Source organism: Acinetobacter sp. Ac8, assembly GCF_055392545.1.
Window position 1 is genome coordinate 2416430 of sequence record NZ_AP043689.1, and the last position, 22181, is coordinate 2438610.

26 protein-coding genes are annotated in these 22181 nt (G+C 37.5%); 8 read left to right on the top strand and 18 right to left on the bottom strand.

Going from position 1 to position 22181, the window contains the following annotated elements; genetic code table 11:
* The first annotated feature begins 294 nt into the window (after positions 1-294).
* Positions 295-1776 carry an aldehyde dehydrogenase gene (locus tag ACZ5QH_RS11350; protein WP_303576054.1) on the top strand — a complete coding sequence of 494 codons (1482 nt, stop codon included), beginning with the start codon at positions 295-297 and terminating at the stop codon, positions 1774-1776.
* A 66-nt stretch (positions 1777-1842) separates the two neighbouring features.
* On the opposite strand, the gene ACZ5QH_RS11355 is transcribed toward ACZ5QH_RS11350, so the two are convergent.
* Positions 1843-2898 carry an aromatic ring-hydroxylating oxygenase subunit alpha gene (locus ACZ5QH_RS11355; protein WP_303576053.1) on the bottom strand — a complete coding sequence of 352 codons (1056 nt, stop codon included), beginning with the start codon at positions 2896-2898 and terminating at the stop codon, positions 1843-1845.
* Positions 2899-3194: 296 nt separating this feature from the next.
* On the opposite strand from ACZ5QH_RS11355, the gene ACZ5QH_RS11360 reads away from it, so the two are divergent.
* Positions 3195-4127 (top strand): LysR family transcriptional regulator, encoded by a 933-nt coding sequence (locus ACZ5QH_RS11360; protein WP_303576052.1) that lies wholly within the window; start codon positions 3195-3197, stop codon positions 4125-4127.
* A 194-nt stretch (positions 4128-4321) separates the two neighbouring features.
* Here the strand turns inward: ACZ5QH_RS11360 and hpxO are convergent, their stop codons facing one another.
* Complete coding sequence (gene hpxO / locus ACZ5QH_RS11365) at positions 4322-5479, bottom strand: FAD-dependent urate hydroxylase HpxO (protein ID WP_303576051.1); 1158 nt, start codon at positions 5477-5479, stop codon at positions 4322-4324.
* 225 nt (positions 5480-5704) lie between these two features.
* On the opposite strand from hpxO, the gene alc reads away from it, so the two are divergent.
* Together alc and ACZ5QH_RS11375 are read left to right on the top strand one after the other, a co-directional pair.
* Positions 5705-6712: an allantoicase gene (gene alc / locus ACZ5QH_RS11370; protein ID WP_303576050.1), complete on the top strand. Its 1008-nt coding sequence runs from the start codon at positions 5705-5707 to the stop codon at positions 6710-6712.
* A 4-nt stretch (positions 6713-6716) separates the two neighbouring features.
* Complete coding sequence (locus ACZ5QH_RS11375; protein ID WP_303576049.1) at positions 6717-7211, top strand: ureidoglycolate lyase; 495 nt, start codon at positions 6717-6719, stop codon at positions 7209-7211.
* A gap of 204 nt (positions 7212-7415) precedes the next feature.
* Here the strand turns inward: ACZ5QH_RS11375 and ACZ5QH_RS11380 are convergent, their stop codons facing one another.
* The 15 genes from ACZ5QH_RS11380 to ureE all read right to left on the bottom strand — a co-directional run bounded on the left by ACZ5QH_RS11380 (position 7416) and on the right by ureE (position 18749).
* A complete protein-coding gene (locus ACZ5QH_RS11380; protein WP_105712585.1) occupies positions 7416-8138 on the bottom strand; it encodes an outer membrane protein OmpK in 723 nt (240 codons plus the stop codon).
* Between the two features lie 159 nt (positions 8139-8297).
* A complete protein-coding gene (uraH, locus tag ACZ5QH_RS11385) occupies positions 8298-8618 on the bottom strand; it encodes a hydroxyisourate hydrolase (RefSeq protein ID WP_105712584.1) in 321 nt (106 codons plus the stop codon).
* A 33-nt stretch (positions 8619-8651) separates the two neighbouring features.
* The gene (uraD, locus tag ACZ5QH_RS11390; RefSeq protein ID WP_303576048.1) at positions 8652-9173 is read right to left on the bottom strand and encodes a 2-oxo-4-hydroxy-4-carboxy-5-ureidoimidazoline decarboxylase; all 522 of its coding nucleotides are present in this window, start codon (positions 9171-9173) and stop codon (positions 8652-8654) included.
* A gap of 126 nt (positions 9174-9299) precedes the next feature.
* Positions 9300-10265, bottom strand: a complete 966-nt coding sequence (gene puuE, locus ACZ5QH_RS11395) for an allantoinase PuuE (protein WP_303576047.1) — start codon at positions 10263-10265, stop codon at positions 9300-9302.
* Positions 10266-10345: 80 nt separating this feature from the next.
* The gene (locus ACZ5QH_RS11400; RefSeq protein ID WP_303576046.1) at positions 10346-11404 is read right to left on the bottom strand and encodes a hypothetical protein; all 1059 of its coding nucleotides are present in this window, start codon (positions 11402-11404) and stop codon (positions 10346-10348) included.
* Positions 11405-11419: 15 nt separating this feature from the next.
* Positions 11420-12001: a histidine phosphatase family protein gene (locus ACZ5QH_RS11405; RefSeq protein ID WP_303576045.1), complete on the bottom strand. Its 582-nt coding sequence runs from the start codon at positions 11999-12001 to the stop codon at positions 11420-11422.
* Between the two features lie 118 nt (positions 12002-12119).
* On the bottom strand, positions 12120-12737 hold the full coding sequence (locus ACZ5QH_RS11410) for a lysozyme (RefSeq protein WP_303576044.1): 618 nt from the start codon (positions 12735-12737) through the stop codon (positions 12120-12122).
* A 192-nt stretch (positions 12738-12929) separates the two neighbouring features.
* Entirely contained in the window at positions 12930-14630 is a 1701-nt protein-coding gene (gene ureC / locus ACZ5QH_RS11415; protein WP_303576043.1) for an urease subunit alpha, read from the bottom strand.
* Between the two features lie 13 nt (positions 14631-14643).
* On the bottom strand, positions 14644-14952 hold the full coding sequence (locus ACZ5QH_RS11420) for an urease subunit beta (protein ID WP_151801394.1): 309 nt from the start codon (positions 14950-14952) through the stop codon (positions 14644-14646).
* Positions 14953-14980: 28 nt separating this feature from the next.
* Positions 14981-15283: an urease subunit gamma gene (ureA, locus tag ACZ5QH_RS11425; protein ID WP_004720298.1), complete on the bottom strand. Its 303-nt coding sequence runs from the start codon at positions 15281-15283 to the stop codon at positions 14981-14983.
* A 99-nt stretch (positions 15284-15382) separates the two neighbouring features.
* Positions 15383-16252, bottom strand: coding sequence for an urease accessory protein UreD (locus ACZ5QH_RS11430; protein ID WP_151801393.1), 870 nt, complete (start codon positions 16250-16252; stop codon positions 15383-15385).
* Positions 16253-16295: 43 nt separating this feature from the next.
* Positions 16296-16862, bottom strand: coding sequence for a HupE/UreJ family protein (locus tag ACZ5QH_RS11435; RefSeq protein WP_303576042.1), 567 nt, complete (start codon positions 16860-16862; stop codon positions 16296-16298).
* A gap of 79 nt (positions 16863-16941) precedes the next feature.
* The gene (ureG, locus tag ACZ5QH_RS11440; protein WP_239045578.1) at positions 16942-17556 is read right to left on the bottom strand and encodes an urease accessory protein UreG; all 615 of its coding nucleotides are present in this window, start codon (positions 17554-17556) and stop codon (positions 16942-16944) included.
* Between the two features lie 58 nt (positions 17557-17614).
* Positions 17615-18280, bottom strand: coding sequence for an urease accessory protein UreF (locus tag ACZ5QH_RS11445; RefSeq protein WP_239045577.1), 666 nt, complete (start codon positions 18278-18280; stop codon positions 17615-17617).
* Entirely contained in the window at positions 18267-18749 is a 483-nt protein-coding gene (ureE, locus tag ACZ5QH_RS11450; RefSeq protein ID WP_004821691.1) for an urease accessory protein UreE, read from the bottom strand. Before ureE ends, ACZ5QH_RS11445 begins: the two co-directional genes overlap by 14 nt.
* Positions 18750-19120: 371 nt before the next feature.
* On the opposite strand from ureE, the gene ACZ5QH_RS11455 reads away from it, so the two are divergent.
* Positions 19121-19582 (top strand): universal stress protein, encoded by a 462-nt coding sequence (locus ACZ5QH_RS11455; RefSeq protein ID WP_056511305.1) that lies wholly within the window; start codon positions 19121-19123, stop codon positions 19580-19582.
* 34 nt (positions 19583-19616) lie between these two features.
* Positions 19617-20060, top strand: a complete 444-nt coding sequence (locus ACZ5QH_RS11460; RefSeq protein ID WP_262086116.1) for a universal stress protein — start codon at positions 19617-19619, stop codon at positions 20058-20060.
* Between the two features lie 143 nt (positions 20061-20203).
* On the opposite strand, the gene ACZ5QH_RS11465 is transcribed toward ACZ5QH_RS11460, so the two are convergent.
* On the bottom strand, positions 20204-20434 hold the full coding sequence (locus ACZ5QH_RS11465) for a hypothetical protein (RefSeq protein WP_034616591.1): 231 nt from the start codon (positions 20432-20434) through the stop codon (positions 20204-20206).
* 464 nt (positions 20435-20898) lie between these two features.
* On the opposite strand from ACZ5QH_RS11465, the gene ACZ5QH_RS11470 reads away from it, so the two are divergent.
* Both ACZ5QH_RS11470 and ACZ5QH_RS11475 read left to right on the top strand, forming a co-directional pair.
* The gene (locus tag ACZ5QH_RS11470) at positions 20899-21378 is read left to right on the top strand and encodes a CinA family protein (RefSeq protein ID WP_034616588.1); all 480 of its coding nucleotides are present in this window, start codon (positions 20899-20901) and stop codon (positions 21376-21378) included.
* A gap of 129 nt (positions 21379-21507) precedes the next feature.
* The gene (locus ACZ5QH_RS11475) at positions 21508-21981 is read left to right on the top strand and encodes a hypothetical protein (RefSeq protein ID WP_004821699.1); all 474 of its coding nucleotides are present in this window, start codon (positions 21508-21510) and stop codon (positions 21979-21981) included.
* Positions 21982-22181: the final 200 nt, after the last annotated feature.

Consider the following 22181-nt stretch of genomic DNA (forward strand, 5'->3'; position numbering starts at 1 on the left):
TATTAATTTAAAAAGTTAGTTTAAAAAATAAGCAATACCTTGAAGATCTTTCATAAATAAAAAATGATCATGTGCAGTGAATCATATTGGTATTGTGAAAGTTCCTTCTCCCGCTGGGAGAAGGCGAGGATGAGGGCGCTTTTAAGATGATTTATGCTTTTAAAAAGGACTGGTGAAAGAAGTCTATTTAATTTGTTTTTTCTAAACCCAAGGCTTGTATAAAACAAATTCACAAAATTGGCGAAAAATAATACGGTTAAACCTACTCTATCGCTAAAATTTTAAGGAAGATGAATGAAACTAAAACAGGATTGGCTAGAACAACACGCGCAGATAACACTGCCAAGTTGTGCCTTTATCGCCGGACAATTTATAAATACCACGCAGACCTATAAAGTATCAAATCCAGCCACTGCTGAGTTTTTAGTCGATATGTCAGCATGTGATGCCAATGACGTTGATCAAGCTGTTCAACATGCGAGAAAGACCTTTAACAGTGGTGTCTGGTCTCGGTTGGCGCCGCGTGAACGTAAGCAAATACTCAAAAAGCTTGCTGAACTTATTCGTGAAAATGCTGAAGAGCTTGCCTTACTTGAAACCCTCAATGTGGGTAAACCGATTCAGGATTCACTGCATGTTGATATTCCAGGTGCAGCATCTTGCTTTGAATGGTATGCAGAAAGTATTGATAAAATTTATGATGAAATTGCCCCTACAAGTGTAGACCAACTGGCGATGGTCAGTCGTGAACCCATAGGCGTTGTCGCTGCTGTGGTCCCGTGGAACTTTCCGCTTGATTTGGCAAGTTGGAAACTTGCACCTGCCTTAGCGACAGGAAATTGTGTTGTATTAAAACCCGCAGAACAATCACCCTTTACTGCATTAAAACTCGCTGAACTTGCAAAACAAGCTGGCATTCCAGATGGTGGATTACAAGTAGTTACTGGCTTAGGACATATCACAGGTCAAGCACTTGGACGCCATCCAGATGTCGATTGTTTAGTCTTTACCGGATCGACCGAAACGGCAAAAAAGTTTTTGGCTTATTCTGCTGAATCCAATATGAAACCTGTTTGGCCAGAAACCGGTGGGAAAAGTGCCAATATCATTTTTGCTGACGCTGATTTAGATAAAGCGGTCGATAAGGCGATTTTTGGTGCATTTTATAATCAAGGTGAAGTATGCTCGGCAAATTCACGGATTTTATTAGAAAAAAGCATTTCACAACAATTTATAGAGAAATTTATAGCCAAAGCCAAAACACTTAAGATTGGAGATCCTCTAGATCCCAATACCACGATGGGCTGTTTAATTGATCGTCAACATGCAGATAATGTCAGAGCTGCTATTGATCAAGCCAAGGCTCAAGGTGCGCAATCTCATATTATTCCGTTTGATTTAGATGCTGCTTTAGATCCAGCCACCTATGTGGCACCAACCATTTTAACGGGTGTCAATCCTGATTTTAAAATCTTCCATGACGAAGTTTTTGGTCCTGTGGTTTCAATCACAACTTTTGAAACCCAAGAAGAAGCAATTGAACTTGCCAATCACTCCATTTATGGATTAGCTGCCTCAATTTGGACCCAAGATATTCAGAAAGCAATTCTTCTGTCTAAACAGCTTTTAGTCGGCACAGTCTCTATTAATACAGTAGATGCTTTAGATGTGAGTACTCCATTTGGAGGATATAAACAGTCAGGTTATGGCCGTGATTTATCTTTACATGCGATTGATAAATTTACACAGTTAAAAACCACATGGATTCAATTGTAAATCCAAAAGAGCACTCAATCCGTCAAAAAGAAAGATTGAAAGTGCTCCTGATGATATAAGGAAAATTTACACAATATAGCGTTTGCTTAACCCCCATTCTGCCAATATTCGACGGTAAGTTGTAGATGAACGATCTGCTTCAAAATGTGCTTCCATTGTAATATCTAATGGAAGCTCTTCTGGTTTTTGACTCTCTACCATGTCCTGATCTTCTGCAAAAATTTGCGCATTAAAGTCGTAAACTGCCTGCAAGTCGCCTGTGGTATCAAAATTACGGGTCAGTGGTACAAATAAGCGGGTTTTGTTATGTGATACAGGACAACAGGCATTTAAAATTTTCAACACACCTTCGCGTGGAAATTCAACCTTTAACACCGCTGAAAATGGTGGGTAAACATCAAAAATTCGTTTCCATAAAAAACCCTCTGGTGCCAGATGTTGTAAGCCATGCGGGTAGTTGCTCACATTACTGACATATTCAGTATGTAAACCATAGTCTGTACGCTCAGTGATGTATTTGGGTACAACAGGATTTTCAGCATCAGCAAAAGACTGCTGATGTACCCAAGCAAAATGTGCGACATCAATAAAGCCTTCCAATTGCCGCCCGCTTGAACCCGCAATGTCAACAAATGGTGGCAGTACGGGCTGATGCTCAGGATCATCCCAAGTGTCCAATATTGGAAAGTTTGCATGGCTTGCATCACGACTAAATAAACTTGTCCAAACCAAACCATATTTTAAAACTACAGGAAATTTGGTGAGACTAAAGCGCTCTGAAATATTTGTCAGGTCTGGCTGGGCTGGAATTTTTGTACATTGACCTGCTGTGTTGTAGTGTAATCCATGATAGGGACAAACAATCTCTTCACCTTGTACCCAACCTTTGCTGAGTGGTACACCACGGTGCGGACAAATATCACGCACCAACTGAATCGCACCACTTGCAGTTTGATAAAGTGCCATTTTCACATCAAGGAGTTGTACTTGTTGTGGGGCTGTTGTCACATCTTGCACACGAGCAACAGGATACCAATGCTGAGCAAGTATTTCCCAGTCTTTAGGCTCAAAACCACTACATTGTGGTTGACTAAATAAGTTCAGAACTGGAATTGCATTCATACAAAACTCACAGAATATATATTTAATGTCATGATCTTATGCTGTGATTTCAGCATGTTGCTCAGCTAAAATCATGGCTGAGTTTTAAATTACGAATTTTGTCTAATTCTGTCTATTAGAATGTTTTGCTTATCTCGTTCTAAAAAATAGAACACCTATCTGAAAATTATTTTTAGAAAAAACTCATCCTTGGCATAAAAATCGCTTAGTGATCTGTGATTTTAGCGAGTTTTAAATTTCCTTGATTTTCATTGCTTAGGAATAAGTCCGTGAAATATAAATAATGGACAGCCCATATGCCTGTGAATACAACTTTTTCGCGATTTTCTGATTATTTTATTGCGGTTGCCAAGACAGGCAGCTTAAGAAAAGCAGCAGATCAACTCTATATTTCAGTATCAGCGGTACATCGTCAAATCGCACTTGCTGAGGAAGAGTTTGGCATTGATCTGTTTGAACGTTTACCCAGTGGTTTAAAACTGACGCTTGCTGGAGAGTTACTCTATGCGGATTTGATTAAGTGGCAAAAAGAATTTCAATTAACCCGTAATCGGTTTGATGAAATCCAAGGGCTTTCTCGGGGAACAATTGATTGCGGATTGATTTCTGCACTCAGTGATGGCTTCGTTTTAGATTCAATTCAATATATGTATGACAACTACCCTTGGATCAATTTTAATTTTCATATCCAAGATAGTGAAACTGTGTCAAATATGATTGTGGACGCTGAAATTGACTTTGGAATTTTATTAAACCCGAAAGGCCATCATCAATTAGAGGTTTTATCTTTTGTCGAAATCCCAATCGGTTTTGTTTTACCTAAAGATCACCCTTTAACAAAAAATGAGAAAGTTTATTTGTCAGATAGTGTCAACGATAAACACTTGATTCCTGGCGCTCCTTTAATTATTCATGATTATGTGCAGACCTTGTATAAACATCATAAATTTAGCCCACAACAACACTTAGATTGTAATGACATTCGAATGATTATGTCATTAATTCAAAAGAATTTAGGCATTGGTTTATTGTCATTTATTGATGCATATCCATATTTAGAACGTGACGAGCTGGTTTTTAAGCCGATTCGAGAAAAGGGTTTATATCCATTAACACTGGCTTTATGTGTTGCGCCCAAACGACAACTTTCACGCGTATCGCAAATTATGATTAAGCATCTTATTGAACAAATCGAAGCATTTAAGCTCAAGTTGATCCCTTATCAATAATCAGGTTTGGGTATGTTGTAATACAAATCATTGATTTAAAGAAATGAACAACAGCCCCTTAAGCAACAAAGCAATGACGTGTATCTGAGTGATGACTAGCAATAACTCCCTAAACATATATGAATCAAAAGCATTAGATTTCCGATGCTGAATTTAGATTCAGTAATTTAAATTCAGCATCGACCTAGCAACATTTAATCTAAAGGATTTCCGATAATATTACTGATAATGCCACGCATAATATGTGGGCCTTGTTCTTGACGTAAGTCTTGATACCATGCTTCGGTCACAGCCTCATCTTTCATATGGGTCACATCACAGCGCTTGCGGGCACGTAATACCAGCTCATTGGCACGCTCATTACGTTTATTTTGATAACGTTTTAACGCATCCTCTAAGCCTAATGTATTGATTTGCAAAGCGCGTGCTAAGTAAATTGCATCTTCCATGGCTTGGCAACCGCCTTGACCAATATCAGGCGTAGTACTGTGAGCTGCATCCCCCATAATCACCACCCGCCCTTTATAAAACTGGGTAAAAGGTTCAATATCATGAATTTCTACTCGATTGGTTTTTTGCTCATCAATCGCTTCAATTAAGTTTTGAACGGGTTGGCACCAGTCCTTAAAATATTGTTTAAAGAGTGTTTTATATTGGGCTTTACTGTTTTCTAAACCTACAGGCAATGGCACATCAAAGAAGAAGTAAAAACGTTGCTCTGACACTGGCATAAGTGAAACACGTTTTCCCTCTCCAACAAAGGTTGTCCATTGATCTGCTTGGGCAAATTTATCTGAAATTTCGACTAAGCCATTCCAATTAACATAACCTGCATAACGACGTTCAACCTGTTCACCCAATACATACTGACGTGTCAGCGAATGTGTTCCATCAGCACCAATTAACAATGCTGTGGTGACTTCACTGCCATCTGCAAACTGAACTTTTATGTGTTGATCTACTTGTTCTAGTGCAACCATTTTTTTCCCAAGATGAATATCCTCACGGCCAAATTCATCCATCAACATGTTTTGTAAATCTGCACGGGAAACTGGATAAGGCCGTTGCCCAACCTCTTCAATCAAAGGCATTAAACTAAATTGAGTCATGTGCTCACCAGTTAAGCCATCGATATAGGCTAAATGATCCATTTGACCACCAAGTTTAGCAACTTGATCCGTTAAGCCTAAATAATTTAAACACTTAACACCATTTGACCATAAAGAAATAGCAGCACCTACAGCTAGAATTTGTTCAGTTTGTTCATAGATGGTGACCGTATGTCCGAATTTTTTTAGTGCAATACCTGCGGTTAATCCCCCCATACCTGCACCGATAATAGTAATCTCCATCTATTTCTCCTCTGTCTGTTTCTTTAACACTTATGACTAAAATGCTAAAAACGTGCCATTTATATAAAAATCACAACATTCCTTAAGCAAAGTTGGCATAGGCTATGCATGATGAGGACGCTAAAATATTGTTTTTATGAGTGCTTATTGAACTTTAAGTGCTGATATCAATCAATAAAATGATATGAATCGTAATATGAATCGTAATATGAATGGTAAATAAATATGGCAACTTTACTTGCACCAAGTTTTGAGCTTCCTGCACATTTGCAACAATACAGCAATTTGGCAGATCCCCGAATTGGTACAAAAGTACTTGAATGTTCAGATGATTTTTTTGCAGAAGCAAAACGAATGTTGCAATTTAATCCACCCATTTTTGTAGAAGATAAATTTGATGATCACGGCAAATGGATGGATGGATGGGAAACCCGCCGTAAACGCCATGCAGGCTATGACTGGGCAATTGTTAAATTAGGTGTTGCTGGAAAAATTACAGCCTTTGATATTGATACCACTTTTTTTACGGGGAATTACCCTGCTTCTGCTTCAATTGAAGCCTGTTATGCACCAAATGGGGACTTAAGCAATGCACTATGGCAGCCCATTCTAGATAATTCTGTTCTTGGCCCCAGCCAACATCATATTTTTGACATTAAAAATTCAGCAGTCTTTACCCATATACGCTTAAATATTTTTCCTGATGGTGGCATTGCACGTTTTCGCGTCTATGGTGAAGTGCAAATACAGATCCAAGATCGCCAACATACATTAGATTTACTGGCACTTGAAAATGGTGGACGCGTGATTGCCTATAGTGATGCCCATTTTGGCCATCCTCGTAATTTAATCAATCCGAATCGTGGGATCAATATGGGTGATGGTTGGGAAACCAAACGCCGCCGTGCACCTGGATTTGACTGGTGTATTTTGGCGCTCGGTCAAAGTGGTGTAATTGAAAAAATTGAAATTGATACCGCACATTTTAAAGGCAATTTTCCCGCTCAAGTATCGATTCAGGCGATATATATTGAAAATGCGACTGATCCACAATTGATTCCGCAAAGTATGTTTTGGCCATTTCTACTCAATGCTCAGGATATGCAAATGGATCATATTCATGATTATGTAGCCGACATTTTAAAACATGAAAAAATTTCACATATTCGTGTCAATATGATTCCAGACGGTGGCATTAGCCGTATCCGATTATGGGGTAAAATTGCAGAGTGATTTTATGAAATATATTCAAATTCAGCCATTAACTGCTGAAGCTTTTGCCGCATTCGGTGAGGTCATTGCCTGTGCTGGCAATGACTTTTTCCATATCAATGGCGCACATACGGAACGCTATCATGCTTTATCCTTGGCCCAAACGGCCAATGCTGAAGTCGGATTAAGTATTTTCCGTAATATTCAAAAAACCCAAGTGCCTTGCGAAATTCAAATGCTTGAACGCCATCCAATCGGTTCACAGGCATTTATTCCGATGCAAGGTCAATCCTTCTTGGTTGTTGTTGCAGCGGCTTTAGATCAGGATCAACCTGATCTTGATCATATTTATGCCTTTATAAGCAATGGCCAACAGGCTGTAAACTATCGTGCAGGCACTTGGCATCATCCGTTATTGACGCTTGAAGCACCCAGCGACTTTGCTGTAATCGATCGGATTGGTGAGGGTCACAATTGTGATGTTTTTCACTTTAATGAAAATATTGTCCTGACCTTATAATCATCCTTTCAAAACAGCAAATAAAAAATGCATGGATCAAAACATTCACACTAAAAGTGCTGAGAAGTACTGAGATAAGATTTTACTCTATGTTGTTAAAAAACCAGTGCAGCATCACTCAGTGTTGCGCTGGTTTGGAAAAATGATCTTAAGCTTATCTCAATCCTATTCATGCATTTAAAAACATGATCAGATAAAGATCATTTAAAAATGATATTTAATTAAAGCACTGACATTATTTTCATCTTTACCAGAAATTCCATATTTATTATTCCAAACGGAATATTCAACACCTAAATACAATTTCGTATCTGGTGAAATATGTTTACCCGCATTCCATTTCCATTGGGTGGTCCAGTTTAACTCACTGGCATGATCATCTTCAGCGGTTGACCAATCCAGAAAACCATCAACAAGAAAATCTTCTGATGCAATTTTAAAAGGCACACCAAAAACAAAAGTCAGCTGATAATCATCATTTGTATTCTTGTAATTGTCTGCTTTATAAAAGTTTAATTGTGCATATTGGAAATATGGAATCGCCAAATCTACCCCGATCCCATACAAATAATTGTTAAACCCTTCACCGCCTTCCCATGTTGTGGCAATGAGAACGTCTTTGATTGGCCCTGCTTCCAACTTATGCCCTGAAATCGCGCCTAAGCTCAATCGTGGTGAAACTTCAAAATAGGTCTCATTGCCTGAAACATCATTATTGGTACGATCCGCAAATGCAAAGAAGTCCCCATATTTTAATTTGGCTGCATATTCAAAAGTAATGGTCGATTGATCATCTTCCCGAGCAATTAATTCATAATTTTTTCCATATAATCCAGTAATGCTAAAGTCTTGCCAAATAGGCGCAGCATGGGTGCTAAAAGCGGTGCAAACGAAAGTTGAAAGCGCAGCAAATTGTGTTAATTTCATTGTATAAATTCCCCATCAGAAATAGCGGTAAACACCTGCGTGAATAAGCAAAAACAAAGCCAATTTTTTACACTTGGTCAAAATTTCATAAAAAAAGCCCAAATCAATGGGCTTTAAAATCATGAAAAAACTAGTTCTATAAATCTAGTTCTATAAAAGCTAGCTACCACGATACGTGGAATAAGCAAATGGGCTGATTAATAAAGGAATATGATAATGTTGTGCCAAATCAAGGACTGAAAAATGAATCACAACTTTTGGGAAAAACGTTGCTAAGGCTAAACGGTCAAAATATTCAGCAGTATAAAAAACCAAACTATAATCCCCTGTTTTAATTCCACTTAAATTAAAATCTGCAACCCGTCCATCTTCATTGGTCCTTGATTCTGCAACAATATTGTCTTGGCTATCCAATAATTTTATCAGAACATTTACGGCAGGCTTGCCAAGATGCGTGTCTAAGATATGGGTACTGATCATGTTATTTCCTTTCTAAACATTATTTTAATGCAATCAATCATTTAAGCTTTCATTTTCACTCAGTTCCTGATTGAGTCTTAACATTGCAATTTCACCAAGTTGTTGTTTAACAATACGCTGTTCTGTTTCAGGATCATTTAATAAACGATATTTCAGTGCTTGTAGAATTTCAGTCTGATCTAAGCCCATAGCACGAATTAAAAAAATATGACCAAATTTCTTTTCATAAGTAATATTGCCATGCAATAAAGCATGTTGTGTTTCAGTGCTCTGTTTTATTGCTGATTGCTCTTGATTGGAAAATGCTTGCTCTTTTTCACTCAGCACAGCCTTAGCCTTTTTTTCACCGATTCGTGGGTGTGTCGCTAATGCATTTGCAATCTCTAACCATGTCCAAGTTGAGGCTTGTGCTTTTGCAAAATCCATTAACGCTTGAGTGCTACCAAATGGACGTTGTGACAAAATTTCATCTGACCAACGTTGAATGTGCACACAATGCTTGAGCAAGGTTGTAAGCTCTTCTGATGATGCTTGATTAAATTCTTCTATTTTCACGAATAATACCTATGCTCGAGTTCGCTAAAATTTTCAAACACTTTTATATAGACTTTGCTGCGCGCTTTACTGCATTCAATTAAAAATAAAGTGCTTACCTTAAAAGCCACATCCTAATACCTACAATTATGTGGCTGGATGGTGCTTAAACCAATGTTCAGCGATATCGCCACGACGACAGATCCAGACTTTTTCATGTGTCTGGATATAATCTAAAAAACGCTGTAATGCTTTAAAACGACCGGGACGTCCCAGAATACGACAATGCATGCCAATCGATAGCATTTTCGGCTCAGTTTCACCTTCTGCATAAAGCACATCAAAGGCATCTTTTAAATATTGGTAAAATTGCTCGCCACTGTTAAAACCAGCAGGCGCACAGAATTTCATATCATTACTTTCTAATGTATATGGAATGATCAGATGCGGGCGGCTTTGGCCTTGTAAATTGGTTAAACTTGTCCAAAATGGCAAATCATCACCATAGTAATCGCAGTCATATTTGATCTGTGGAAATTCAGCCAATAATTTACGAGTATTTGGGCTATCTCGCCCTGTATACCAACCCATTGGTGTAGTGCCAAATAGGGTTTCTAGAATACTGATTGCTTGCTCAATATGCTGACGTTCCGTTTCAATATCTATATTTTGGTAATTTAGCCAACGCTGTCCATGTGAAACCACATCGTAATGAGCTTGTTGAATGGCTTCCACAATATATGGATTACGTGCCAGCGCCATACCCACTCCAAATATGGTCATGGGTAAGTTACGCTTTTTAAACTCATGATGAATACGCCAGAATCCTGCACGAGCGCCATATTCATACATCGAATCCATCGACATATGCTTGTCAGGAAAACTTGCTGCTCCCACGATATCAGATAAAAACTGCTCAGAACCGGCATCACCATGTTCGATATGGTTTTCAGCACCTTCTTCATAGTTAAGAACAAACTGTACCGCTATTTGGGCTTGATTTGGCCATGCTACTTTGGGTACTTCACCGTGATAGCCAATGAGATCTCGTGAATAGGGAGTATTTTGGATTTGGTCTATTAAGTCTTGCCCACGTAAATAAGTTTTATTCACTCAAACCGCCTTTAAACTTTTCAATCACCATTTTTTAGTGTGAATGATCAAGCAGTTTTTATGCCAATCTCACTCATGCTTTAGTCAACGGGTTGGAAAGTTAACTGCACGTGATGACTTGTTCCCTTGAAAATATAGTGGTGTTTTCCAATTTGAAAACTTAGATTAGGTTGAAGAGCACTTTCCTGCTGAGTACGTACAATCATCGTATTATTTTCATTCGATTCTTTTAACAAGAATTGATAAATTTTATCCGTCATCTCTGCATCTAATAATTTATGCTGGATTCTATTTTGTAGATATTGATCTAAACGTTTTGTATAAAGTTCTATAAGTTTTTTATCACCAGAACTAAAAATGCGATCAAAATTATTTAAAGAAGCCACCTCTTTATTTACTGAGCTTAATCCTGTGGTTTTAATTGCATTCACTTCAAATTGATCAGTGCGTTCAAAAACCAGATTCAGACTTTCGAGATTGTCTGAAAAATTTGCATCTTGTTGTGAATATTGTTCATAGATATCACGAAAAAGTTTTTGATATTCATAGGATATAGACGCGTAATCATACAGATTAAAGTATTGCATCTTACTTACATCAGCTAAGTATTCAGCACATTTTTTCCCACATTGTTGTTTTTGTTGTTGACTGATTGCATTGGTCACTAAGTACTGTGTATAAAATTGATGCGCGTCATCTAGATATTGAATCTTATGCGTCCATTTATATTTCACCAAATTTGCATCACCTGCTGCAAGGTAGGTTTCATATCTCAGGATTTTTCTCTCTTTTGGTAAATCTTTCTCCCATAAGTCACGATATTGATTCAAAATTTTAACGCCCGATATGGTGAAATCAGATGCCGCTAAAGCACAATTTTTATCTTCTAAATAACCCAAAAAATCTGAAACAAAAATAACATCCATCGAATACACATCTATTTTTTCAGAATTTGAACGATTTAAAAATTTATGCAACATGTTAAGAGGCATATAGCTTTCAGGCCCCTTACATTGTGTTTCAAGAGGTTGCGCAAATTGAGTTAAATCTGACTTTAAAGCCACAATATCTGCATATGTAGATACAGGTATAAACGTAAAAACCGTCAATAGAGCAATTTTTCTTATTATAAAATTCATGCTGTTAATCTCATTTTATTTAAAAATAAAAAACTCTGTATTGTCTAATTGATGATTTAACAATGCATAACGAAAATCACGCATTAATTGTGATGATAATTCTCGCTTTTGCTCTACCAGCATTTTCAATAACTGTAAAAACTGACCATGACTAAATACCAGTAAATGATCATGTTGATAATGTGCTTTTAATGAATCCAAGTGCGAAATAAAGTCCGTAACGCGTTGATAAAAATTTGCAAAAGACTCAGCACCTTCACTTGTCACTAAATTGACATCTGCTTGGTTCCAATAATCATCTACCCAAGGTTTTCGTTCTTGTAAAGTGGTATTTTTACATCGCGTATCGGATAAGTAAGAAAACTCCTGAATATCCAAAACTTGAGGGGTAATCTGATCTCGTAATAAAATTGGTTCAGCTGTTAGACGTGTACGGAGGAATGGAGAGATAAAAATCTGCTTTGCTGGAGGTAGAACATCAACAAGTTTTTGCGCCTGTTCATGTCCATATTCAGTTAAAGGAATACCTGCATGTGACTCAGTTTTACCGTTTACATTACCTAAACTTTGCGCATGACGGATTAAATAAATACTCATATAAACCTTTACTATTTTAATTTTTAGACAACATTTTAAAAACAATGATAATTCAAAATTAATCATCTGGAATTTAACAAACGTTTGCAGAACAACAGTTGAGAAACTAACTCATATATTAGTGCTTTAGAAACAAAGTTTTCTCTACTGCTCTTCGGTTTACTAAACCTTGTACTGTTTTGCCACCTGCTTTGATCCAAACATCAAATTGATCACTGGCAGCGTAATAATCAGAGGCGTTCAATAATTTTAATAAAGTTGAGTTTTTAAAAGCACCAATACCAATGTTATAACTTAATGAAACCAACGCATCAAACTGATTCTGATTTAATGGCACATTTACAACAGCATTTACTGCTTGTTCAAAACGTCTAAGGTCATATTGCATATAGTTTTTTGCTTGTTCAATGGTACAAGTATCACCATACTGAACAGCTTTTCCATGTGGGTAAATCGTCGTTCCATAACCGATAGTACAAACCCCGACACCATCATCATAAGCTTTAAGCTCTAATCCCTCAAAACTACAAATCAAATCCACGCCTTGAGGACTTACATGAGTAATTTGATCTTGTGCAAAGCCAATGACATTCGTATCAGAATCAATAGCGACACCGATATTTGAATTGGAATAATCAGCTCTATGTTTATTCAATTCGCGCTGCTGTTGATTCAATGGTTTTGAAAACAACGTAGAAAATAACTTGGAAAAAAATTTAGACCAAAATCGCGTCATCAATAAAACTCAAAAAAAAAAAGGAAAAGGTTATATCGCTGTACCAATACCACCCAATATTAAACATAGCTTTTTGAATAAATAAAGTTGTCTTTGGTTGCATTGGGTATAGATCTATTGATTTTAAATAGAAAAACTCCGCTCTTATCATAAGAAAGGAGTTTTATCTTCTTGTTGTTGATATACATAGAATTAAAACAAGAAATAACGCTGTGCCATTGGTAATACTTCAGCAGCTTCACAAGTTAGATGTACACCATCTGCACGAACTTCATAGGTTTCAGGATGCACATCCATCACAGGACAATAGCTATTATGCTTCATGTCTTGTTTAGTGATGTTTCTGGTATTTTTACAAGGTGAAATTAACTTCTTTAATTGTAATTTTTCAGCAACACCAAGTTCAATTGCGGCCTGTGACAAGAAAGTAATACAGGTATTATGCACGCCTCTTGGATACGCCCCAAACATTGGACGGTAATGTACCGGCTGTGGTGTTGGAATTGAGGCATTGATATCCCCCATTGGCGCTGCCGCAATCATGCCACCTTTAATGATCATCGATGGTTTTACCCCAAAAAACGCAGGTTTCCACAACACCAAATCAGCAAGTTTCCCTTCTTCTATAGAACCAATTTCGTGGCTTAAACCATGAGTAATGGCGGGATTTATTGTATATTTTGCAATATAACGCTTCACCCGATTATTATCATGGCACTGATTATCACCTTCTAATGGCCCACGTTGCACTTTCATTTTATGCGCCGTTTGCCAAGTGCGTAAAATCACCTCACCCACACGCCCCATGGCTTGAGAATCAGAAGACATCATTGAAATTGCGCCGAGATCTTGCAAAATATCTTCTGCTGCAATCGTTTCACGACGAATACGACTCTCAGCAAATGCGACATCTTCAGCTATCGCTGGATCTAAATGGTGGCAGACCATGAGCATGTCTAAGTGTTCATCAATGGTATTGATGGTATATGGACGGGTTGGATTGGTTGAAGATGGCAAAACATTTGCCTGACCAATGGCTTTTAAAATATCAGGTGCATGACCACCACCCGCACCCTCAGTATGATAAGTGTGGATGGTACGATTTTTAAATGCCCCCAGTGTTTCTTCAAGGAAACCACTTTCATTTAAAGTATCGGTATGAATCGCAACTTGCACATCATATTCATCTGCCACAGTTAGACAATTATCAATTGCAGCAGGGGTAGAACCCCAATCTTCATGCAATTTCAGCCCCACCACACCTGCTTTAATCTGCTCCGCAATCGGTTCAGGTTGACTCAAATTACCTTTACCCAATAAGCCAATATTCATAGGTAAATCATCAATGGCTTGCAACATGGTTGAAATATGCCATGGCCCCGGTGTCACCGTTGTTGCCGATGTTCCTGCAGCAGGACCAGTACCACCACCAATCATGGTCGTTGTTCCCGACATTAACGCTGTTTCAACTTGTTGTGGGCAAATCCAATGAATATGGGTATCTATTCCACCTGCTGTAAGTATTTGCCCTTCACCTGCAATCACCTCAGTGGCCGCACCAAGTGGAATGGTAATATCGGGTTGAATATCAGGATTGCCGGCTTTACCTATTTTCCAAATTCGCCCATTTTTTAATCCCACATCGGCTTTAATAATTCCCCACCAATCAACAATCAATGCATTGGTAATCACCGTATCTGCAACATCTGCTGCAAGTAATTGAGATTGTCCCATCCCATCGCGAATAACTTTACCACCACCAAATTTAACTTCTTCACCATAGGTGGTGAGGTCTTGTTCAACTTCTATAAAAAGTTCGGTATCTGCTAAACGTACTCGATCCCCAACGGTAGGACCAAACATTTCAGCATAAGCTCGACGTGACATTTTCATATTGATTATCCTTTTAGTCCAACTTACCCATCACACGCCCTGCGAAACCATAGACTTCACGTTTTCCGACCAGTGCAACGATTTCTACATCACGTCGCTGCCCCGGTTCAAACCGAACCGCTGTACCAGCCGCAATATTTAAACGAAAACCTTTGGCACGTTCACGATCAAATTGCAAAGCATCGTTGGCTTCATAAAAATGAAAATGTGAACCCACTTGAATCGGCCGATCACCTATATTTGACACTGAAATTTTTAGTACTTCACGACCGACATTCATTTCAATATCACAATCAGGTGTAATAATTTCACCAGGGATCATATGCTTATCCTAATTTTGAAGAAGTGTTCTATACAATCGGTTGATGGACTGTGACGAGCTTCGAGCCATCTGGAAAAGTAGCCTCTACCTGCACTTCGGCAATCATCTCAGGCACACCCTCCATCACATCATCACGACTGAGTAAGGTGGTGCCAAAATGCATCAACTCACTGACGGTCATTCCATCTCGTGCACCTTCAAGCAGTGCTGCGGAAATAAATGCAATAGATTCAGGATAATTGAGTTTTAATCCACGTGCTTTGCGACGTTCTGCAACTAAACCCGCTGTAAAAATCAGCAGTTTGTCTTTTTCAGTAGGATTGAGTTCCATATGTATTTCCTAAAGTTCTCACATTTTTTATGCAAAATATGTGCTCAGTTTTAAATTAAACACTCAGATTTTATTTCTAAAAGGTGATCTTTGAATGAATCAAGTTCGCCAAATGCGTGGAAATGCTTCATCCAAATCAAACCAATATCGCCTTAATCTGGCACGAATTGCAGCAAAGGCATCATGACAATGTCGAACATCATCGCCTAAAAAACGTGCACTAATAACATCACCCAATAAGGTTAACCTTACAGGCATATCCATTCGCATCATCAACTCACGAATTAAATCGATATGTGCCTCTAAATAAATGTTTGCTCGGAATTTTTCAGGAGGAACTGCCCATAAACTGCCCATAACGGCATGATTATTCATGCCTAGACAAGAACTGAGCCAACGATCATTGCCTTTAAAACTCAGTGTGTCTGCCACCAGTAATTGCTGATTTCGCCATAATTTAAAATGACTGTGATAAGCACCAGATTGAAATTTTTCATCTCGAGCTTGTCGACCAATTACCAACATATCCCAACCGATAAAGCTTGCTGTCTGATCAAGCTGAATCAAGGTTTCTGAGTGAGCATTGGCACCGTCAAATAACATGGTTTCTTGTGGAAGCCATTCAAACACAGCATTGTGTTTAACTGAGATATGGATATGTTGATAAGCTTGTTTGCCATTGGTCCGATACCATTTACCAGCACCTGGCGTTGTGACTAAGGCATGGGCAGCAGCATCTACACTGATCTCAAATGTTAAATGATCACCACCTGCAATACCCGCAGGCGGATGGACAATAATCGCATGACAAATTCCAGTTTTTTCTGGCCACAGCATCTTTTGCACACGTACAGGTCCAAAATGTCTACGATGCGCCAATACCGTTCGCTCAGTTTGAGCCTGAAAACCCAATTCAAGTTTGGCATACCAAAGGCGCTGATCAGGAAGATGTTCTACTAAACTTATCATGACCGCCTTTATAAATTGATATCCGCAATTAAGCGTTTAAACATTAAGCCAAACCAATAACGGCAACGATTGCTGCCAAAGTACCAATAATTTTTTTGCCATATGGAACGTACTTTTTGATAAAAGCACCAATGCCTAATCCACCCGCATAGATCAATGCCATTGCTATCACCATACCTAAAATCAGTAAGCTGGCATGACCTGATTGGCCTAATTCAGCGCCATGTGCAACGCCGTGAAAACTTGCCAATAGAACTGCTGCGATAGGTAAAACTTGATTTGTTTTTGTCCAAAGCGCAACAGCCAATAAAATCAATGACGCAATGATGCCGTATTCAGCAACTGCTGCTGGAATAAATCCTTGGCTACCGATCATAAAGCCAATCACCATCGCTATAGCTAAGCCAATCAAGCCGAAAAGCTTCCAGCGTTGATTTGCCGTCCACATCAATACACCAAATGCGATTGCCATCATCAAATGATCTAAACCTGTAAATGGGTGAATAAAGCCTGCCCAAAAACCGCTATGGTGATCATGTCCAGGATGAGCCAAAGCCAATACAGGTAGATATGCAGCACATGCCATCAGACTGTGTTTAAAAAAACGCATTCGAATTCTCCTTTGATTATTTTTCAATTCAAATAGTTACAATTTTTTTTAATATCGCGACTAAGCTTTAATCTCTACGCTAAGCTTTAAATAAACCTTGTTTTTCAATAAACTCAATGACTTGTATTAAACCATCTTGAGTTTTCATATTTGAAAATAGAAAAGGTTTGTCACCACGCATGCGTTTTGCATCTTGATCCATCACATCGAGATTTGCACCGACCATTGGAGCTAAATCTGTTTTGTTAATAATCAATAAATCCGACTTGGTAATGCCGGGACCACCTTTACGTGGGATCTTTTCACCACCTGCAACATCAATCACATAAAGGGTTAAATCAGACAATTCAGGACTAAACGTAGCGGCTAGATTATCTCCACCACTTTCGATAATAATCAGCTCTAAACCATCAAATTTTTCACAAAGATCATCAATTGCAGCCAAGTTAATTGAAGCATCTTCACGAATTGCAGTATGTGGACAACCACCTGTCTCAACACCAACAATACGTTCTGGTGACATCGCTTCATGACGAGTTAAAAAATTAGAATCTTCTTTGGTATAGATATCGTTGGTCACAACCGCCATATTATATTTGTTGCGTAAAGCAAGGCATAAATTCAAGGTTAATGCTGTTTTACCTGAACCAACAGGACCACCTATTCCAACACGTAAAGGGCTACGTTCTGTCATCATTTTTTCCTTTTCTATGCTTCATTCTCAATAAAAAATAGCGAATGAAACGTGTCATTTATGATCTGAATAATCGTGAATATAAAGTTTCATGCGACATACTTAACATCGCATAATTGGGCAAGGCACTACTTAACTCATCATCTTCTAAGGCCAAGGCACGCACTACCGCTTGAGGAATTAAGCCATGTAAATGCCACAAAATTCTTTGACCACTCATTTGCCCTAAAGGGACAGTTTTAACCGCACCTAGCACTTGGTTTTCTAAAACAGTAAAGCTATATGCTGTCAGCACATCCACCAGATTAAGTTTCAATGTTCCGCATAAATGTGCATAAACAGGGACAAAACCAAACTGCTTTTTAATCTCAGGTTGCTGTTTTAAAACATCACGAATCCAAGCATTCAAAGAAAATGCCAACTGCTGAGATTCAGCCCGTAATTCTTTCGACTCACGGCTCGCTTTATAAAAGTTAGCCCAATTTAAAAATTCAGCTTCATCTAAATAATGTTGCATCAGACGTTTTAAAACGGGGAGTTCAAACCTAACCAGCAACATTTCCAGTACTTCTTCAAAATAAGCAATACTGCTTGCTTCATCATGAATCAAGCCTTGATCAATCGCACTTTCCACCCCTTGCGAATAACAATATGCACCGATGGGTAAGGCTGTCGATGACAGGGTCAATAGACTTAATAGTTGCGATGCGTTAGTGATGGACATGATGTAAAGCCTTAATCGGGCTTAAACGATGATCATGCTGATGTTGGGCATATGCCCCACTTTCAGGTTCAAATGGATGTTCAACTTCATCTACAGTTAGCCCTAAACCTTGGATCATTTCTGCAAGGACATGATCAGGTTCAAAATAAAGTGCTGTTGGAGTAAGCATTAACGGAACATGGCGATTTCCCAGATGATATGCAGCTTTAAGTAAATCAAAACTATGCAGTGCCGAAACTTGCATTAATTTTTCAGCTTTGGCATCTACACGTAACACTTCACCTTGTTCAGTTGCAATATAAGAACCACTACGCAAAATGCCTGTACGTGGTAAATCCGCACCAATATCGTGCCCATTATTTAAAGTTGCACGAAAACGGCTCTTTTGCCGAGTATCAAAAGTCAATTCAATACTTTCAGCCTCAATGTTTGACTCTATATGGTCTAGACGTTGCGTATAAATTTTCATATTGATCCACTTTTCTATGGCACTTGATTTAAAATGTTCCAAATTGATGCCAAAATTTTATTCATAAATATCGGTTTGCATTAAATTAAAGCATTTATCATGCCAGTTTTTAGAATCGTAAGAATTCAAACTGCATCTTATTTAGAACGCCAACCCAAAACCTGAGATCAAATTTACATGAGCGAGATTTCAATAAAAAATCAGAACAATTAAACGTTACAAAATAAAACCATAATAAAATTATGTGTATTTCACAAAAGCTTGAAATAACACACTTTTGATCAACTAAAATTCTTATCGACAATTTGCGACTAACAGCGCAATGTGTTATCAATGAATAAATAATCAGACAAAAGAGAGAGAAACTTATAATGGCTTATCAACACATACTGCTTGCTGTAGATGACTCTCCTATTTCTTATGCTGCACTTGAACATGCAGAGAAAATTGCACTTGCTTTTAACTGTAAAATTACTGTGATGAGTGTGATCGCAGTTGATCCTTTTAAAGGCGTCGATTTTTATAAAATAGCGCCTGCTGTAACACAATATTTATTTGAAGCTGAAAAAAATGCTTTAGCACGTTTAAAAGATATTCAAGAAACTTTAGTTCACCATGGTGTAACAACAGTAGATACCAAAGTGGTGCGTGAAGTTCCTCCTGCTACTGGAATTTTAGATGTTGCAGATGAACTCAATGTGGACCTTATTGTAATGGGTTCTCATGGACGTACTGGTCTGAAGAAATTCTTCTTAGGGAGTGTTGCACAAGAAGTGTTGTCGATTTCTCCACTGCCTGTGTTGATTATTAAATCTACCCAAGAAGAAGCTTAATTTTATTTGAAATGTTAATTAAAAAGGTGTGATTATGACTTATCAAAATATTCTTGTCCCAGTTGACGGTTCTGACATTTCTTTTTCTGCATTAAAACATGCTGCTGCGATTGCCAAAGCCTTTGGAAGCAAAGTCACTGCGATCAGTGTCGTTGCTGAAGACCCTTTTGCTGCTGCTGATTTTTACTATTCGCCAGATATGTTAAAAGATTACATTCAAGAAGCAATTAAAAATGCGGAAGAAGGTTTGGGCAAAGCCAAACAATTGGCTGAACAGCAAGGTGTTCAAATTGATACACAAGTCGTGAGAGACTCGGTTGCAGCTGAAACCATCATTAAAACTGCTGAATCATTACATACAGATTTAATTATCATGGGATCGCATGGTCGCAAAGGCTTCCAAAAGTTTTTCTTAGGCAGTTTTGCGCAAGATGTACTGGGTCAAACCAAACTTCCTGTATTGATTGTCAAACAGTGATTGATTAGGGTCTATAGACAGTTCATAAATGATTTGCGTTGTAGACGAATTGTCAAACGCCCCTAAAAACCAAATAAATAAAACCCAGTTTAGCTGGGTTTTATTTATGCAATGTCCAGATCAAAGATAACTTGGAAAAATTATTAAACCGCGATAACTTTGACTAAAATGGTTTGAGATTCTTCAAAATCATCAAAAATTTGCTTACGGCTAAGTTCTTTGGACTTTACTTTAAAATTATGATTTTGATAGTGGATGACCTCAGGTATTTGATCAAAATAATTTCCTTCGGCTTCAATACTTTCTTCAAATAAGGCTGTGCCAAGCTGATATTCTCTACTTTTTAAGACAACATACTTAACAGTCGTTTTCATCATTCGCACTCCATTTTCATATGCACTTTATTTTTATTTATATCACTTTTTGACGCGTTTGAAATATAAAAATTCATCATATTGCATAGTAATTCTACGATTGGCCCAAAAAAGGAAAACCCACCTATTGAGAAGTGGGTTGACTGCATATTTACAGACTTTACGCTGATTATTCTTTTAACTTTCTGTGATTGTTATTTGATGCTTATTCTTCGCTTTTGTTGTTTTGTGCCGTCATTATGGCAAATGAATATGACAAACTTATTTCAACTCAGCGTTCTTTTGATTAATTTTGTCTTTAATAAACCATATAAGTTAATATTATGATTTATATATAAAAATATCCAAAAATAATTAAATTCATGGCTCAATATGCTTATTTTTTATTTGGTTTTCTTGCAAATTTCCTCAATTCACCTATAGTTAAATTATTGAATATAAATAATTAATTTAGAGCCATACCGATGCTTTTAAAACAATGTTGTGATCTGCTTGAAAGAAAGAATTTAACAGTCGCATTTATTGAAAGTGCAAGTTCTGGTTATTTATCCAGCCAATTTTCGATCTATAAAAACAGTGGTGCAGATATTTTATTAGGCGGTTTAGTCAGCTACGACCCCTCTATTAAAATTTCAATTTTACAAGTTGATCCATCCCTCATCGAAAAATATAGCGCTGAATCAGTTGAAGTCACGAAAGCAATGGCAGTTCAAGGGAAAAAACTCTTTAGCGCTGCAGATATCATTGTCAGTTGTACGGGCTTACTTAAACCTGGTGGGAGTGCTAGTATTGAAAAACCAGAAGGTACTTTTTTTATCTCAATCTATTATCAAAACACATTGTCGAATTTTAAATATTTTATTGAAGGTGAGCCGTTGACTCGTTTAAATCAATTAACTGAAAATGTTGCAAAGGAAATATTAAAAATCTTAAATTTTGTTTAAGATTTATGCTATGTCTTAACTGAAATACAAATTACTGAAATATTTAATTCACTTTTTAACTAAAAAGCGGTAAATTTTACATAGATTATCAACATATCAATAACACAAATGAACTTATTAGGAAGCGGTATGAAACTTCAATTTGCGGTAATTTCTTCTTTAGCATGTTTAACTTTGGCGGGTTGTGCTGGCTCTTATCCAGAAAGAGTTGTTACAAAAGGCCCTTTAATCTGTGAAGCAAATGAAGTTTGCCCTGAACTTTCTATGCGTTGGAAAGATGAAGTCCGTGATGGATTTAAAATCACAGCAGAAATTAACAATCCAACAAAATATGATATTACCCAATTTGTCTTTTTAGTGGATGGTCAGCCATATACATATTCAACCATTAACACGACACAATACGCGGGTACAGTTTCATCAAACTCGATTAATGTTCCTGTCAGCTTTCTTAACTCATTCCGTAATGGTAAAGAAATTTCACTTAAATTGGTAACCAATCAGGGTGATGTTGAACGTTCAATCTTAAAGGCAGATGGTCAACAGTCTTCTGCGTATCTGACGTTCTTAAAGGGTTATACAGGTCAAATTGTTACTCAATAAGACTGAGCAAGTATAGATATAAAAAACCAGACAAAATGTCTGGTTTTTTTAACTCAAAATCTTTAACTTAAAATAATGAATCCAAGATCATTCAGCTAAATTTGTTAAGCAATAACTCTATTAAGTAAAAAAACAAATCATTTGAAATTTACTCTAATAATTAAAGGTATTTCAAAACTAAAATACCCTCTCTTATCTCA